This is a genomic window from Sinorhizobium sp. 22678, from assembly GCF_052044265.1.
GTDB classification, from domain to species: Bacteria; Pseudomonadota; Alphaproteobacteria; order Rhizobiales; family Rhizobiaceae; genus Sinorhizobium; species Sinorhizobium meliloti_A.
The window spans coordinates 11,568-27,445 of sequence record NZ_JBQEMS010000004.1; the positions used below are offsets into that span (position 1 = coordinate 11,568).

General features: G+C 63.2%; 16 protein-coding genes and 1 pseudogene. 7 read left to right on the forward strand and 10 right to left on the reverse strand.

Annotated features, from left to right (window positions below; all coding sequences use genetic code 11):
• Positions 1-21: 21 nt before the first annotated feature.
• The 4 genes from ACTJKL_RS07635 to ACTJKL_RS07650 are packed head-to-tail and all read right to left on the reverse strand — an operon-like array spanning position 22 to position 5,062.
• Positions 22-555 (reverse strand): sarcosine oxidase subunit gamma family protein, encoded by a 534-nt coding sequence (locus ACTJKL_RS07635; protein WP_440852612.1) that lies wholly within the window; start codon positions 553-555, stop codon positions 22-24.
• Positions 548-3,511 carry a sarcosine oxidase subunit alpha gene (locus ACTJKL_RS07640; RefSeq protein WP_440852613.1) on the reverse strand — a complete coding sequence of 988 codons (2,964 nt, stop codon included), beginning with the start codon at positions 3,509-3,511 and terminating at the stop codon, positions 548-550. Before ACTJKL_RS07640 ends, ACTJKL_RS07635 begins: the two co-directional genes overlap by 8 nt.
• Positions 3,508-3,786, reverse strand: a complete 279-nt coding sequence (locus tag ACTJKL_RS07645; protein WP_018099601.1) for a sarcosine oxidase subunit delta family protein — start codon at positions 3,784-3,786, stop codon at positions 3,508-3,510. Before ACTJKL_RS07645 ends, ACTJKL_RS07640 begins: the two co-directional genes overlap by 4 nt.
• 25 nt (positions 3,787-3,811) lie before the next feature.
• Complete coding sequence (locus ACTJKL_RS07650) at positions 3,812-5,062, reverse strand: sarcosine oxidase subunit beta (RefSeq protein ID WP_275597055.1); 1,251 nt, start codon at positions 5,060-5,062, stop codon at positions 3,812-3,814.
• Between the two features lie 94 nt (positions 5,063-5,156).
• Here ACTJKL_RS07650 and ACTJKL_RS07655 point away from each other — a divergent pair, with 94 nt between their 5' ends.
• From ACTJKL_RS07655 to glnT, 5 genes are all read left to right on the forward strand, one after another.
• Complete coding sequence (locus tag ACTJKL_RS07655; RefSeq protein WP_324762618.1) at positions 5,157-6,131, forward strand: GlxA family transcriptional regulator; 975 nt, start codon at positions 5,157-5,159, stop codon at positions 6,129-6,131.
• 107 nt (positions 6,132-6,238) lie between these two features.
• Positions 6,239-7,144, forward strand: a complete 906-nt coding sequence (locus ACTJKL_RS07660) for a class II glutamine amidotransferase (RefSeq protein ID WP_018099598.1) — start codon at positions 6,239-6,241, stop codon at positions 7,142-7,144.
• A gap of 36 nt (positions 7,145-7,180) precedes the next feature.
• The gene (locus tag ACTJKL_RS07665) at positions 7,181-7,867 is read left to right on the forward strand and encodes a GltB/FmdC/FwdC-like GXGXG domain-containing protein (protein WP_411926159.1); all 687 of its coding nucleotides are present in this window, start codon (positions 7,181-7,183) and stop codon (positions 7,865-7,867) included.
• A 14-nt stretch (positions 7,868-7,881) separates the two neighbouring features.
• Entirely contained in the window at positions 7,882-9,210 is a 1,329-nt protein-coding gene (locus ACTJKL_RS07670) for an FMN-binding glutamate synthase family protein (protein WP_018099596.1), read from the forward strand.
• A gap of 81 nt (positions 9,211-9,291) precedes the next feature.
• Positions 9,292-10,599: a type III glutamate--ammonia ligase gene (gene glnT, locus ACTJKL_RS07675; protein ID WP_018099595.1), complete on the forward strand. Its 1,308-nt coding sequence runs from the start codon at positions 9,292-9,294 to the stop codon at positions 10,597-10,599.
• Positions 10,600-10,712: 113 nt separating this feature from the next.
• On the opposite strand, the gene ACTJKL_RS07680 is transcribed toward glnT, so the two are convergent.
• The 6 genes and pseudogenes from ACTJKL_RS07680 to ACTJKL_RS07705 form a co-directional block, all read right to left on the reverse strand.
• Positions 10,713-10,976 carry a hypothetical protein gene (locus ACTJKL_RS07680; protein WP_100669952.1) on the reverse strand — a complete coding sequence of 88 codons (264 nt, stop codon included), beginning with the start codon at positions 10,974-10,976 and terminating at the stop codon, positions 10,713-10,715.
• A gap of 27 nt (positions 10,977-11,003) precedes the next feature.
• Positions 11,004-11,745, reverse strand: a pseudogene (locus ACTJKL_RS07685) (hypothetical protein); the annotation flags it as partial.
• Positions 11,746-11,884: 139 nt separating this feature from the next.
• On the reverse strand, positions 11,885-13,282 hold the full coding sequence (locus tag ACTJKL_RS07690; protein ID WP_018099594.1) for an APC family permease: 1,398 nt from the start codon (positions 13,280-13,282) through the stop codon (positions 11,885-11,887).
• Between the two features lie 14 nt (positions 13,283-13,296).
• A complete protein-coding gene (locus ACTJKL_RS07695; protein WP_440852614.1) occupies positions 13,297-13,458 on the reverse strand; it encodes a hypothetical protein in 162 nt (53 codons plus the stop codon).
• Between the two features lie 13 nt (positions 13,459-13,471).
• A complete protein-coding gene (locus ACTJKL_RS07700; protein WP_100669950.1) occupies positions 13,472-13,855 on the reverse strand; it encodes a hypothetical protein in 384 nt (127 codons plus the stop codon).
• Between the two features lie 8 nt (positions 13,856-13,863).
• Positions 13,864-14,181: a hypothetical protein gene (locus tag ACTJKL_RS07705; protein WP_100669949.1), complete on the reverse strand. Its 318-nt coding sequence runs from the start codon at positions 14,179-14,181 to the stop codon at positions 13,864-13,866.
• Positions 14,182-14,569: 388 nt separating this feature from the next.
• Here ACTJKL_RS07705 and ACTJKL_RS07710 point away from each other — a divergent pair, with 388 nt between their 5' ends.
• Positions 14,570-15,304: a helix-turn-helix domain-containing protein gene (locus ACTJKL_RS07710; protein ID WP_440852615.1), complete on the forward strand. Its 735-nt coding sequence runs from the start codon at positions 14,570-14,572 to the stop codon at positions 15,302-15,304.
• A 195-nt stretch (positions 15,305-15,499) separates the two neighbouring features.
• The coding region (locus ACTJKL_RS07715; protein ID WP_440852743.1) for an ACT domain-containing protein at positions 15,500-15,878 on the forward strand (379 nt) is incomplete at its 3' end.

Consider the following 15,878-nt stretch of genomic DNA (forward strand, 5'->3'; position numbering starts at 1 on the left):
TTCGCTATCCGACAGTGGGGTTCAGCCAAATTCCAGGCCCATTCGGGCAAGGTCGTCCCAAAGACTTTCTGCAAAGCCGCGCAGCACGATGATCTCGAAGGTTTCCGCTCCGACGCGGGTGACATGGGCCGCGATATGGCCGATCAGCGTCACCGCGGACTGCCCGATCGGGAACGCGGACGGGTCGAGGTCGAGCGCTGTGCCTTTCGAAAGCGCGCGGTGCACCATCTTTCCCTCGATCCGGATGCGGACGCGGCCGTGGCTCTGATCGACACCGGTGGCGCGCGGTTCGAGGGCGGCAAAGAGGCTCTTCATTTCCTGATGCGGGATAGGTGCGTCGCTGATGATGAACCACTGGTCGGGCGAAACCGGGCGCAAAGCGTGCGGAGCCGCGTCGGTGAACCTGCCGAGAAAGGGCACGATGTCCTCCTGACCCGGCCGGGCGAGAACATGGAGGATCGTGCCTTCCGGAAGTGGCGAGAGCCTGAAATCGGCGAAAGCGACCGTCTGCTTGCTGCCGAGCGCCGGACGAAGGGTTGGACGGAATTCAGACATGGAGCCTCTCGTTCTGAGGGTCGAAGAAAACCGGATTGCAGAGACGTGCAGGCGTGGATTCTCCGTGAAGGCCGCTCCAGACCAGCACCTCTTCGCCGTGACGGTTGCGGCCGTTCTTGACGAGCGCCAGCGCGATGGTGGATCCGACATGCGGAGAATAGGCGCTCGAGGTGACATAGCCCTCGTCGTTTTCGAGGGTGGCTGCCGCCCCCTTGGCGAGAATGTGCGAGCCGCTGCGGAACGACTGCTGCGGATCGAGCGGTACGAGGCCCACCAGCTGCGGCCGGTCGGGCGCAGTCAGCCCCTCCCGCTGAAGCATCGCTTTGCCGACGAAATCCGGTTTGCTGGCCGAAACCATTTTCCCGAAGCCCAGATCGGCCGGCACGACGGTACCGTTGATCTCGTTGTGCGTCACATGGCCCTTTTCGATGCGCAGAACGCTGAGCGTCTCGACGCCGTAAGGCATGATGCCGTGATCCTTCCCCGCTTCCAGGAGTGCATCGGCGACGCTTTCCCCGTAGCCGGCCGGAACCGCAAGTTCGTAGGCGAGCTCGCCGGAGAAGGAAATGCGAAAGAGGCAGCCGTGAAGGGCGGCGCTAAACAGCGAAACCTCCTTCGCTGCAAGATACGGAAACGCCGCGTCGGATATATCCTCGTCGACGATCTTCTGCAGGATCATGCGTGCTTTCGGACCGGCAATCGCCATTTGCGCCCACTGGTCGGTGATGGAGGCAAGACGCACGTCCAGTTCCGGCCAGAGCACCTGCGCACAGAATTCGAGGTGGTTCATGACGCCGGCCGCATAGGCGGTGGTGGTCGTCATGAAAAAGCGGTTCTCCTCGAGTCGGCTCGTCGTGCCGTCGTCGTAGATGAAGCCGTCCTCGCGCAGCATGAGCCCGTAACGCGCCTTTCCGACGGGCAGTTTGAGGAAGGCGTTGCAGTATACGCGATTGAGAAATTCGGCGGCGTCGCTTCCTGTTATCTCGATCTTGCCCAGCATCGAGACGTCACAGAGTCCGGCATTCTTCCGTACGTTCAGGACCTCTCGCTCGACGCTCTCCCGCCAAGTCCGCTCACCGTTCAGCGGGAACCAGGAGGATCGATACCAGAGACCCGTCTCGACGAAGACGGCACCGTGTTTCTTTGCCCAATCATGAAGCGGCGACTTGCGGACCGGCTGGAAATGATGGCCCGTATGCGCGCCGGTCAGCGCACCGAAGGATACCGGCGTGTAGAAAGGGCGGAAGGTCGTCGTCCCGACCTCGGCGGGCGAGACGCCGCGTGCCTTGGCGATCAACCCGATCGCATTGACGTTCGAGAGCTTGCCCTGGTCCGTGGCCATGCCGGTGGTGGTGTAGCGCTTGGCAAGCTCGACATGGCTGTAGCCTTCGCGGACGGCCAGACCGATATCCCTGAGATGCACGTCGTTCTGGAAGTCGACGAAGGCCTTGTCCTTGACCCCGGGGATCGACCACAGCGGGGCAGGGGAATGTCTGCCTTCGTCGCCCTCGACCTTGGGAAGGGCGACCGGCGGGCAGGACAGACCGAACTCCTTGACGATGGCTTCAGCTCGTGCGGCGCCTTCCCCGAGGCAGGCAGCGAGGCCCGTCGTCGCTGCGGCACCGCCCGCAGCCTCGAGCCCCTTCAAGCTCCCGGGCGCGAGAAACGCCGCCTTTTCCGCAGACCAGACGGGCTTGCCGCCTCGGTGGCAGGCAAGGTGGATGACCGGGTCGAAGCCGCCCGCCATGGCGAGCGCATCGACCGCGATCGTTTCCGTTCGACCGCCGTGATGAACTTCGATCGCCGAGATCGCCTTGCCGCCCTTGGTGCCGCACACGACCGCTTCCCGGACGAGGCGCGCTTTGCCGCGATAGCCGACGCCGGCCGCAGGGCGGCTGTCGACGATGGCGACAACGTCGACGCCTGCGGCTTCGAGGTCCTGCGCGAGCGCATAGCCGCTGTCGTTGGTGGTGAAGATGGCGGTCGCCCGGCCCGGGGCGACACCGTAGCGGTTGAGATAGGCGCGCATCGCGCCTGCCATCATCACGCCCGGCCGATCGTTGCCGCCGAAGACGAGCGGGCGCTCTTCGGCACCTGTCGCAAGCAGGGCCTTTCCGGCAACGATCCGCCACAGCCTCTCGACGGGCAGATGGCTGGCGGGCTCCCGCACATGCTTCTGCACGCGCTCGAGCGCGCCGAAGACGTTGCCGTCATACCAGCCGAAGGCGGTCGTCCGCATCAGGACCCGGACATTCGGCATCGACCGCAATTCGTCGCTTGCGTCGCGGGCGAAATCAGCCCCCGCCTTGCCGCCGATCGTCGCCGTATCGGACAGGAGCGAGCCGCCGGGCAGCGAGCCCTCGTCGACGAGAATGACCCGCGCGCCGGCGCGGCCGGCGGTAAGTGCAGCGGCTAGCCCCGTCGGGCCGGCGCCGATGACCAGCAGGTCGCAATGCGCCCAGCTCTTCTCATAGGCGTCGGGATCCGCTTCGTAGCTTGCCTTGCCGAGGCCGGCAGCCTTGCGGATGACCGGTTCGTAGAGCTTCTCCCAGAGCGGCGCCGGCCACATGAAAGTCTTGTAGTAGAAGCCGGCGCCGAGGAAGGGTGACAGTAGACCGTTCAGCGCACCGATATCGAAGTCGAGCGAGGGCCAGCGGTTCTGGCTCCGCGCCTCGAGGCCCTCGTAGAGCTCCTGCATGGTGGCGCGCGTGTTCGGCTCGGCGCGGCCGCCGCGGCCAACCGTGACCAGCGCGTTCGGTTCGGCGGCCCCCGCCGTCAGGATCCCGCGGGGCCGGTGGTATTTGAAGCTGCGTCCGACGAGCATCCGCCCGTTCGCAAGCAATGCCGAAGCGAGCGTGTCGCCTTCGAGGCCCTGCATGGGGCGACCGTCGAAGGTAAAGGAGAGCGGGACGTTGCGGTCGACGAGACCGCGTTTCGGCAAACGGTAGGAGCTCATTTGCGCGCCTCCGATCGAGAGCGGTCGGCCGCATCGTCGCACGCCGCAATCTCATGCGTCACGGTGTCCCGGGCAACGACGAGCCAGCGGCGGCACCCGGACGTGTGGTGCCAGTATTCCTCGTAGGCGCCGCGCGGGTTGTCGCGCAGGTAGACGTAGTCGAACCAATCGGCCGAATCCGCGTCAGCCGCCGGTCGCGACAGGGCCGCGCCCTTGATGGTGAATTCTTCCTTGGGTCTTCGCCCGCAATTCGGGCAGGGCACGAGGCTTGCCATTTCGGATGTTCCTTGGTGGGCGAAATCAGTGAAGGTTGGGCTGAGCGCCCTGTCCCTTTTCGTCGATGAGGAAGCCGCGCTCGAAACGGTCGAGACGAAAAGCTGCGGCGGTCTTCTGTGGCGCGCCCCGGGCGAGAAGGTGGGCGAAGCAGAATCCCGAGGCGGGAGTGGCCTTGAACCCTCCATAGCACCAGCCGGCATTCAGGTAGAGATTGTCTATCGGGGTGCGGTCGATGATCGGCGAGCCGTCCATGCTCATATCCATGATGCCGCCCCAGGAACGCAGCACGCGCACACGGGACAATGCCGGGATCATCGCCTTGCCGGCTTCCGCCACGTGTTCCACGGTCGCGAGGTTGCCGCGCTGGGCATAGGAATTGTAGCCGTCGATATCGCCACCGAAGACCAGGCCGCCCTTGTCCGATTGCGAGACGTAGAAATGCCCGGCTCCGAACGTGACCACGCCGTCGATAAACGGCTTCAAGCCTTCCGATACGAAGGCCTGGAGCACGTGGCTCTCCAACGGCAGGCGCAATCCGGCCATTTCGGCGACCTGCGAGGAATTGCCGGCCGCCGCCAGCGCCAGCTTTCCACAGCCGACGAAGCCGCGGTTGGTCTCGACGCCGATGACGCGCCCGTTTTCCCGCCTGATCCCGGTCACTTCGCAATTCTGGATGATGTCGACGCCGCGGCTGTCTGCGCCGCGGGCATAGCCCCAGGCGACGGCATCGTGACGCACGGTGCCGCCGCGGCGCTGCAGGAGCCCGCCCTGAATGGGGAAGCGGGCATTGTCGAAATCGAGGAAGGGCAGCATCTTGCGCACGGCCGCCCGGTCGAGAAGGTCCGCGTCCACCCCGTGCAGCCGCATCGCATTGCCGCGCCGCGTATAGGCGTCGCGCTGAGCGTCGGAATGGAAGAGGTTGAGAACGCCCCGCTGCGAGACCATGGCATTGAAGTTGAAATCCTGCTCCAGCCCCTCCCAGAGCTTCATGGAGAGCTCGTAGAACGGATTGTTGCCGGGGAGCAGGTAGTTCGAGCGGATGATGGTCGTGTTGCGGCCGACATTGCCCGAACCGATATAGTTCTTTTCCAGCACCGCGACATTGGCGATGCCGAATTCCTTTGCGAGATAGTAGGCCGTCGCCAGGCCATGGCCACCGCCGCCGACGATGATCACGTCGTAATGGGGCTTCGGGTCGGGCTGGCGCCATGCCGGCGTCCAGTTCCGGTTGCCGCGCAGACCGTTCAGGAGGATGGAAAGTGCTGAGTAGCGCATGGATGCCGCCCCAAAAGTAATCCAAGGGGGCAGGTTAACATCCCAATCCTCCGGAGACTTGCAATTTTGGGACTTTCCGATGTAGGAATCGGTCATGACAGCATCTTCCGACAGCAAGAACGTGCAGAGGATCGGATTTTTGCTGGTGCGCAATTTTGCCCTGATGAGCTACGCGTCGGCGACGGAGCCCCTGCGTGCGGCCAATCTTCTTGCCGGCCGGCCGCTCTACCAGATCGTCCCGCTTGCGCAGGGAGGAGGGACCGTCTCTTCATCCTCCGGGCTGTCGGTCGGCTGTGCGGATCTGGAGAGTGAAGCGGAAGCCTGCCATACCGTCTTCGTTTGCGCGGGCGGAGAGCCAACCGACTGGGCGGATACGTCTGCATCCCACACGACGCTCCGGCGGCTCTCGCGCCTCGGTATTCGCGTCGGCGGCATATCGAGCGGAGCCTTCGTGCTTGCCGCTGCGGGACTGCTCGACAGCCGCGACTTCACCATTCACTGGGAGCACGCGCCTGCGCTGAAGGAAGCATTTCCCCATCTCAACCCGAGACATGCGCGCTTCGTGCTGGACGGTGGAATTGCCACCTGCGGCGGCGGGGTGGCGCCGCTCGACATGATGCATGCGATGATCGCCGAACGCCTGGGAACCGACTTCGCCCGCCGGGTCAGCGACTGGTATCTGCACGCGGCCGTCGCCGAGCCGGCGGCGCCGCAGCGCGGTTCGGCCGCAGAGCGGTTCGGTACCAATCATCCCGCCCTGCTTGCGGTTCTCGAGAAGATGGAAACGGCGATCGAACGGCCGCTCGACCGGACTGTCATGGCGCGTCTGGCCGGGGTGAGCCCGCGGCATCTCGACCGGCTTTTCAGGGAGCATCGCGGTGCCGGCTTTCTCGACACCTACCGGGAGATCCGGCTGCGGCATGCCCGCCGGCTCCTGCAGCAGAGCCCGCTCTCTATCCCGGAGATCGCCTACGCCACGGGCTTTTCGAGCCCCGCACATTTTTCGAATGCGTTCAAACGCCTGTTTTCGGAGACTCCGGGAAGCCTGCGCCGCCGCAACGGTTCATGAGCTGACGCTTCTGATCTTGCCTAGTAAGAAAAAAATATTCTCCACAGTTGATGGTCCCGCGACTGCGTGCTAGCATCGTTCCATGCACGAATGGAGGGACTACGCGAATGTGCGGCATTGTTGGTTTGTTTCTGAAAGACAGCAGGCTCGAGCCGCAGCTTGGCGAGCTTCTTTCGGACATGTTGATCACCATGACGGACCGTGGTCCGGACTCGGCCGGGCTGGCCATTTACGGCTCGGCTACCGAGGGGAAGGCGAAGGTGACGATCCAGTCTGCTAAGCCCGAGATTGACTTCGCAGACCTTGAACGGGATCTCGCCGAAGCAGGCGTGCCGGCACGCGTTGCCGTCAAGAGCACCCATGCGGTCGTTGGGATCGCAGCCGCCAGGCTCGCGGATGTCCGTGCCGTTCTCGCCGCCATCCGTCCGGATGTGCGCATCATGGGCGCCGGCGACAGTGTCGAAATCTACAAGGAAGTCGGCCTGCCGAAGGATGTCGTCGCACGGTTCGATGTGCGCTCGATGGGCGGTTCGCATGGCATCGGCCACACCCGAATGGCTACGGAATCGGCCGTGACCACACTTGGCGCACACCCGTTTTCCACCGGGTCGGATCAGTGCCTCGTGCATAACGGATCGTTGTCGAACCATAACAATCTGCGCCGGGAACTGATCCGTGAAGGAATTGCCTTCGAGACGCAGAACGACACGGAGGTCGCTGCCGCGTACCTCACGGCGGAAATGGCCAAGGGCAAGGATCTCGGACAGGCCCTGACCGGCGCGCTCGACGACCTCGACGGTTTCTTTACCTTCGTCGTCGGTACCAAGTCGGGCTTCGGCGTCGTGCGTGACCCGATCGCGTGCAAGCCGGCGGTCATGGCTGAAACGGATCGCTATGTCGCATTCGGTTCCGAATACCGGGCGCTGGTCAATTTGCCGGATATCGAGAGCGCGCGCATCTGGGAGCCGGAGCCCGCGACCGTTTACTTCTGGGACCATCAGAAGGCCGCCTGACGGGTATTTCGGCCCCTTTCCAAGGATTTTTCAAGTATGCCTGTTATTGATCTCGCCACCACGCCGCTGCGTGAACTCAATAGGTCCCTCCATAATATTCAGCAGGGCTCGAACGATCTGTCCTTCGAAGTCGCCAATCCGCGCGGCAGCCATGCGGTCGCCGTCGGGATCGACGGTCCCGTCGTGGTCGATGTGAACGGCTCCGTCGGCTACTATTGCGCCGGCATGAACGACGGCGGAACGGTCAGGGTCCATGGCTCGGCAGGCCCGGGTGTCGCGGAAAACATGATGTCCGGCACAGTCGTCATCGAGGGCGATGCCAGCCAGTATGCGGGCGCGACCGGCCGCGGCGGCCTGCTCGTGATAAAGGGCAACGCGGCGTCGCGCTGCGGCATCTCGATGAAAGGCATCGATATCGTCGTCCATGGAAATATCGGCCATATGTCGGCTTTCATGGGCCAGTCGGGCCACCTCGTCGTGCTCGGCGACGCGGGCGATGCCCTGGGTGACAGCCTCTACGAGGCCAAGCTCTTCGTACGCGGCACGGTCAAGAGTCTCGGCGCCGATTGCATCGAGAAGGAGATGCGTCCGGAGCATCTGCAAAAGCTGGCCGAGCTCCTGGAAAAGGCCGACGTCAAGGATGTCCGTCCGGAAGAGTTCAAGCGCTACGGCTCGGCCCGCAAGCTCTACAATTTCAACATCGACAACGCAGACGCGTATTAAAGGCAGGGACCAGTATGAGCTATCACAACCCCTATACCCCGCCGCGCAAGTCCGCGACTTTCGACGACTATACGCTTGCGGAAATCCGCCGTGCGGCTGCGACGGGCATTTATGACATCAGAGGCGCCGGCACCAAGCGCAAGGTTCCGCATTTCGACGATCTTCTCTTTCTCGGCGCATCGATCTCGCGCTATCCGCTCGAAGGCTATCGCGAGAAATGCGACACCTCGGTCGTCCTGGGAACGCGCTTCGCGAAGAAGCCGATCCATCTGAAGATTCCGATCACCATCGCCGGCATGAGCTTCGGAGCGCTTTCCGGCCCCGCCAAGGAAGCACTCGGACGCGGTGCGACGGCTTCGGGAACGTCGACCACCACCGGCGACGGGGGTATGACGGATGAGGAGCGCGGTCATTCTCAGACGCTCGTCTATCAGTACCTGCCGTCGCGTTACGGCATGAACCCGAGGGATCTGCGCCGCGCGGATGCGATCGAGGTGGTGGTCGGGCAAGGGGCCAAGCCCGGTGGCGGCGGCATGCTGCTCGGCCAGAAGATCTCCGACAGGGTCGCCAACATGCGCAACCTGCCGAAGGGCATCGACCAGCGCTCGGCCTGCCGTCATCCCGATTGGACCGGGCCGGACGACCTCGAGATCAAAATTCTCGAACTGCGCGAGATCACCGACTGGGAGAAGCCGATCTACGTCAAGGTCGGCGGTGCGCGGCCCTATTACGACACGGCGCTCGCGGTCAAAGCCGGTGCGGATGTCGTCGTGCTCGACGGCATGCAGGGCGGGACCGCGGCGACGCAGGACGTCTTCATCGAGAATGTCGGCATGCCGACGCTTGCCTGCATTCGGCCGGCCGTCCAGGCGCTCCAGGATCTCGGCATGCACCGCAAGGTACAGCTCGTCGTGTCCGGGGGTATCCGCTCCGGCGCGGACGTCGCCAAGGCGCTGGCGCTTGGAGCCGACGCGGTGGCCATCGGCACCGCGGCGTTGGTCGCCATCGGCGACAACGACCCGCACTGGGAAGAAGAATACCAGAAGCTCGGCACGACGGCCGGCGCCTATGACGACTGGCACGAGGGCAAGGACCCCGCCGGCATCACGACGCAGGACCCCGAACTGATGAAGCGCCTCGACCCGGTCGCCGCCGGCCGGCGGCTGGCCAACTATCTGAAGGTGATGACGCTCGAAGCACAGACCATCGCCCGTGCCTGCGGCAAGAACCACCTCCACAATCTCGAGCCGGAGGATCTGTGCGCGCTGACGATGGAAGCCGCAGCCATGGCCCAGGTGCCGCTTGCGGGAACGAGCTGGTATCCTGGCAAAGGTACCTTTTGAATGAAAGGGTTAAGGGCCGCACTTGAGAGGGTGCGGCCTTTTCGTTTGAAATTGAGTGTCGGAATCCAAAAGGGGAACAAAGTGACACTGGATCTCTCCACATTCGCCCGCGAAAAGGGCGTCAAATATTTCATGATCAGCTACACCGATCTCTTCGGCGGGCAGCGCGCCAAACTGGTTCCCGCAGAGGCGATCGCCGACATGCAGAAGGGCGGCGCGGGCTTCGCAGGCTTTGCCACCTGGTTCGATCTCACGCCTGCACATCCCGATCTCTTCGCTCTCCCGGATGCGTCCGCGGCCATCCAACTCCCCTGGAAGAAGGATGTCGCCTGGGTGGCGGCAGACTGCGTCATGGACGACGCGCCCGTGGAACAGGCACCGCGCGTGGTGTTGAAGAAGCTCGTCGCTCAGGCCGCCCAGGAAGGTCTTCGCGTCAAGACCGGCGTCGAACCGGAGTTCTTCCTGATCTCGCCGGACGGATCGAAGATTTCCGACACGTTCGATACGGCGGAAAAGCCTTGCTATGACCAGCAGGCGATCATGCGCCGCTACGACGTGATCGCCGAAATCTGCGACTACATGCTCGAACTCGGATGGAAGCCCTACCAGAACGACCATGAGGATGCGAATGGCCAGTTCGAGATGAACTGGGAGTATGACGACGCGCTCCGGACCGCCGACAAGCACTCCTTTTTCAAGTTCATGGTGAAGTCGGTCGCCGAGAAGCACGGGCTGCGCGCGACCTTCATGCCGAAGCCGTTCAAGGGTCTGACGGGCAACGGTTGCCATTGCCACATTTCGGTCTGGGATCTGGAAGGCGAGGTGAATGCCTTTGCCGACAGCAAAGCGGAGTTCGGCCTTTCAGCCGAGGGACGCCACTTCCTGGGCGGCATCATGAAACATGCAAGCGCGCTCGCCGCGGTTACCAATCCGACGGTCAACTCCTACAAGCGGATCAACGCGCCGCGCACGATCTCCGGCGCAACCTGGGCGCCAAATTCGGTGACCTGGACCGGCAACAACCGCACCCACATGGTGCGCGTTCCCGGCCCCGGCCGTTTCGAGCTGCGCCTTCCGGACGGCGCCGTCAATCCCTACCTCCTGCAGGCGATCATCATTGCGGCCGGCCTTTCGGGCGTTCGCTCCAAGGCCGATCCCGGCCGTCACTACGACATCGACATGTACAAGGACGGCCATAAGGTAACCGACGCGCCGAAGCTTCCGCTGAACCTGCTCGACGCATTGCGGGAATACAATCGGGACGAGGAACTGCAGGAGGCCCTGGGACGCGAGTTCTCCGCCGCCTATCTGAAGCTGAAACAGGGCGAGTGGAACACCTATTGCTCGCAATTCACCGAATGGGAGCACCAGACCACGCTCGACGTGTAGCACCAGGGCTTTTCCGTCAGCTTGAAAGAACCGGATCGTTTCGTTGTTGAAAGACAGTGAAACGATCTTGGAAACGCCTCGACCGACGTCCCGGCCGTGAGCTGCAGGTCGCTTCAGCTCTTCCGGGCCATCACCGTGCGGATGCGCGCACGGCGGTAGGCGTCGGGGATCGACAGGGCCCAGACGAAAATGCCGCCTGCATGCCGCCCGATGAAGGAGCGGTCCGGTGGCGTCGTCATGTAGGTGATCACCGAAAAGAAAACGACGAAAAAAGCGAAGGCCAGGCCCCGAGCCGCATCGCGCAGGGCGACATGGCCGGCCCCGGGCAGCATCGTGGCCAATATCAGCACGAGATAGGGATTGATCGGCTTGGCCACGGCGGCCTCCTCAGCACTTTGAAACTGCGCACTCCCGGTCCGAAAACCGCTGAATACCTTCTGGAATCGCTCCCGCCGACGGCGGCAGCGAATAAGCAGGCTCATCGTCCGCCAGCGAGCCGCTCAGGGCCTCTGCTTCGGCGATCGTCCGGCGTATCGTCTCGGGCGCAATGGCCGTGATTGAAAACTGCGCCTGCCGCAGCAGCAGATGGGCGCCGCGTTGCCCCTGAGCCGCCTGGCGGACCAGCCGCACGCCGCGTGAAGTAATCGCGGCCTCCTTGAGCGTGGGATCGGCGAACAGCTTGCCGAACATGGCTGCGGCGCGTTCGACCTGCCGACGCGAAGCATTGCCGTCGCCGCGCATCAGGAGGGCGGCGTCGCTGGGCGGCGGGATCAACAGATGCGGCATCTCGTGCACGAGCGAGTAGAATTCGGCGCCGGTCGGCCGCGCCAGCGCACCGATCTTCGGCCTGGCACAGGGGCTGGTTTCGAGCAGGGTGAGCTTCAGCCACAGTTGTGGCAATCGTCGGCAGACCAGCGTGTCGGGGACGAGTTCGACCCGTACCTGCCGCCCGTCGTCCAGCCTGCCGGCGAGGATCGGAAAGTGATCTGCGCCGTGGGTTATGCGGGCGCCCGGAAAGTGCCGCGCCGCGTCGTCCAGGAGGCCGCGGCGCTCGGTAATGGCCGCCCGATGGTCGCGGACCGCGCGAACGCTCATCCATACGCCGGAAGCTATTGCGAAGGCAGAGAAGGCAATTGTGGTGATCATACGATCGCCCTGGCTTGGTCGCCGGCTTCTGCGCGGGAAGCGCTCCGGACAGTTTCGTGAGGGCGGGCGGCGCGCGCCGAACGGGCAGTGCGCGCCCCTTGAAGGCCGGCGGCTCGCAGGCGCCGCCGGCCCGACCCGATCAATAGCCTTGTGGCTTTGGCCACGGCATCGTGAACTGATCGCCGCGGCGTACGAACTTGTAGCGCCGGAAGTGAAACCACAGCGAAGCCACGATGTAGAAGCACATCATCGCGCTGAGCTGCGTGCCGTAGCCCAGGAACACGGCGAAATAGGCGGTCGAGCACAGAATGAGCAGCACGACCGTGGGTAAAGGATGAAACGGGTGCACGTAGCCGCGCTTGATCTTGCCGAGCGGCCACTTGTTTCGGAACATCACCATGTTGAAGGTCATGAAGGTGTAGCCGAGCAGGCCCGACAGGATCGAGAAGGTCACGACCTGGTCGAGCGGGGCGCCGAGCGCGAAGATAAGCGCGATCGGGACCAGGAATACGATCGCTCGATAGGGCGTGCGGTAGACCGGATGGACGGCACCGAACCAGCTCGGCAGATAACGGTCACGGCTCATGGAGAACCAGGCGCGGGAAGCGTCATTGATGCAGCCGTTGGCGGAGGCGAGCGTGGCGAACGCCGTGCCGACGAAGAGCAGAACCATCAGTCCGGTGCTGCCGGTGACGCGGGCGGCGTCGAACAAAGGCGTGCCGGCCTGGCCGAGATATTCCCACGGCATCAGGCCGGAGCAGATATACCAGGTCATGGTGGCCGCGATCAGCAGCGTCATGATGCCGGCCATCGTGCCGTAGGGAAGCGAGCGGGCAGGAGAGCGCACCTCCTCGGCCGCCTGGCAGGTACCCTCGATACCGAGATAGTACCAGAGTCCGAAATGCAGCGATGCCACGATGCCCACCCAGCCATAGGGTAGCGGATCGGAGGTGATGGCCGAAAAATCGAGCGGCACCGCCGAGGCGCCGAACTGCACCGATACGAACAACGCCACGATTGCAAGGAAGGCGATGGCGGTGATCACCAGGTTGAAGGTCAGGGTCGCGAGCACGCCGCGATAGTTGAGCCACGCCAGGAACATGATGGCGAGAACGATGAAGGGTTGCTGGTTGAGCCCGGCCTGGCCCTGCATTCCGGCCACGGTGTCGAGCAGGAAGCCGACGGTGATGGCGTTGGCGGCTTCGAGCATGGTATAGGCCATCACAAGGAAGAGGCCGACATTGAAGGCCATCAGAGGGCCGACGATGTGCTTGGCCTGTGCGTACTGGCCGCCGGCCGCGGCGACCGTCGAAGTCACTTCCGAGTCGATCATGGCGACGCAGGTGTAGAGCAGGCCGGCCACCCAGCAAGCCAACAGGCCGGCGATCATGCCGCCTTTGCCCACCGAGAAATTCCAGCCCATATATTCGCCGACGAGCACGATGCCGACGCCGAGTGCCCAGACGTGCGCAGGCCCGAGCACCCTCAGCAGGCGCAGCCGGTCCGGCTCGGCTACGGCGGATGTAGTATCGTCCATTTGCCGTCCTCCCCTCAGATCTCGTGGCGCTCTGCCGTCGCCTCGATCTCGCCTTCGCGAGAGGAGATCAGCAGTTCGTTGTCGTAAGTGGTGTCGATGCGAACGAGATCGGCGAGCATCAGCACGCCGAACAGCGCCGAAAGCGTCCAGGCCGCGTATTCGAGTATGTCCCACATGGCCGCCGCCTCCCTAGCGTCGTTTCGTGCCGAAGCGTTCTTCGATCACTTCGCGGTACTCCCTGTCGGAAAGCCGGACCACCATCACGAAGTAACCGATGACGAGCACGGCCATGACGACGAGCGAGGCCCAACTGAAGCTATAGTCGAAGCGCGCGGTGATGATGTCGTTGGCGGCCGCCGGATCGGTGATGCCGAGCGCGGCCCACTGCTGCTGCTCGGTGGCGTTCTGGCCGAGCGCTTCCCAGGTCGGATCGGCGATCGGATCGGGCACCTTGGCCGCGCCCGCAAGGCCAAGATAGAGCGGTATGTAGAGGGCTCCGATGGTCAGCACCAGCAACGTGATCACGTCGAAGATCTGGCCTGCAAAGCTCTGTTTCGGAGGTTCGTATGCCATGATACCTCCTAACGGCTTTGCGGGCGCATCTCGTCGAGATGCTTGAGATCGAGGCTGTAGATGAAGTGCTTGTCTTCTTCGTAATGGCGCAGCATGGCAATGATGGCGGCTGTGTTGAAGAGCAGCACCAGGCCGCAGGCGACCGTCAGGATGACGGCGATGGCCGGCGTTGCGATGTAGGGCCAAACGGTAAACAGCGCGAAGAGCAGGGTGCACCAGAGGACCACGACGAAGGCCGTAAGGCAGACACGGTCACGTCTGTGCATTGCATCGATACGCTGGCTGAAGCTCGCATCTTCGCCAAGCTTGCTTAGTGTCGCTTCCATTCGCTTTCCTCCTCCAATGGTTCTTCCTCCGGGTAGTTTTTCGTTCCTTATAATTTCGGTGCCGGGAGCCGGCCTTTTTCTGCTTAGAAAAAATATTTGCCTAACAGGAATGTCAGGCAAAGCGAGACCACTGTCAAGTGACGCCGTCCCGACCGAGCCGGGCCCGGGCGATCGAGCGACAGTGAGGCGGGGGGCCGATGGACGCGCGGGCGCATTCCAGCGTGTTCGCGGTCACGCCCCGTTACGCGCAACACATCGCCGGAGCAGGCATAGGTTGGAGCGAGAGTTGATCTTCTACTCAGGGCAGAATACTTCCTCGGCCGCGCGCTTATGGCGTTGTGGAAGACCCAGAAATATTTACTATCAGTAAAAACAAGGCGAGATCGGCATGGGCAGGGAAAACGCGGAAAAGCATCGGAACTCGAAGAAGAACGGCAAGGGGTCCGTGGGCGCCGACGGCGTGCGCAAGACGGCTGCAGAGTTGGCGCGTGTCACGCCGCTCACTCAGGATCCGCATGCCATCCGCGATACTCGTGAAAAGGTGCTGGAAGTCGCGATCGGTCATGAGGTGCGTGCCTTCCGCAAGAAGCTCGGCATTACAGTAGCCGACGTCGCCTCCGCGACCGATATTTCGGTCGGCATGCTGTCGAAGATCGAGAATGGCAACACATCGCCGTCGCTCACGACTTTGCAGACGCTGTCCCGGGCACTCGGCGTGCCGATCACCGCCTTCTTCCGCCGTTTCGAGGAGGAGCATAGCGCCGTGTTCGTCAAAGCGGGGGAGGGCGTCGACGTCGAGCGGCGCGGCACCCGCGCCGGCCACCAGTACAACCTCCTCGGCCATATCGGATCGAACACCTCCGGCGTCGTCGTCGAGCCTTATCTCATCACGCTGACCGAAGACTCGGACGTCTTTCCGACGTTTCAACACGATGGTCTGGAGTTCCTCTACATGCTGGAAGGCGAGGTGGTTTACCGGCATGGCAACAATCTTTACCGCTTGACTCCGGGGGATAGTCTGTTCTTCGACGCCGACGCGCCGCACGGGCCGGAAGAACTGACCACGCTGCCGATCCGGTATCTGTCGATCATTTCCTATCCGCGCGGCCGCGGAGAGGACTGAGGAAAGCTTCTGCTCATCCCTTTTCGCCTACGCGCGATTTCCCGCCAAGCTGCGAAAGCAAAAGTTGCCTCAGGAGAAATATATATTCCTGAAGATTGATTCCATCGATCTGCTCTGGTAGCAATTTGCGGCGTCGGCAACAGGGATGGATCGACACCCGTGCGCGCTACCAACGGCGAGGGGAGAGAAATGAAGATGCAGAATTTCGTTCTGACCGTATCCTGCAAGTCGACGCGCGGCGTGGTTGCGGCGCTATCGGGATATCTGGCCGAGCAGGGCTGCAATATCGCCGACAGCTCGCAGTTCGACGATCTGGGTACCGGCAAGTTCTTCATGCGCACCAGCTTCATCTCGGAGGAGCGGGTTGGCCTTGCGGCTCTCAAGGAAGGGCTGAAACCGATTGCCTCGAAGTTCGAGATGGAGACGGCGCTCCACGAACAGTCCGAGCGCATGAAGGTGTTGCTCATGGTGTCGCGCTTCGGCCATTGCCTGAACGATCTTCTCTACCGCTGGAAGATCGGCGCCTTGCCGATCGACATCGTCGGGGTCGTCTCCAACCACTTCGACTACCAGA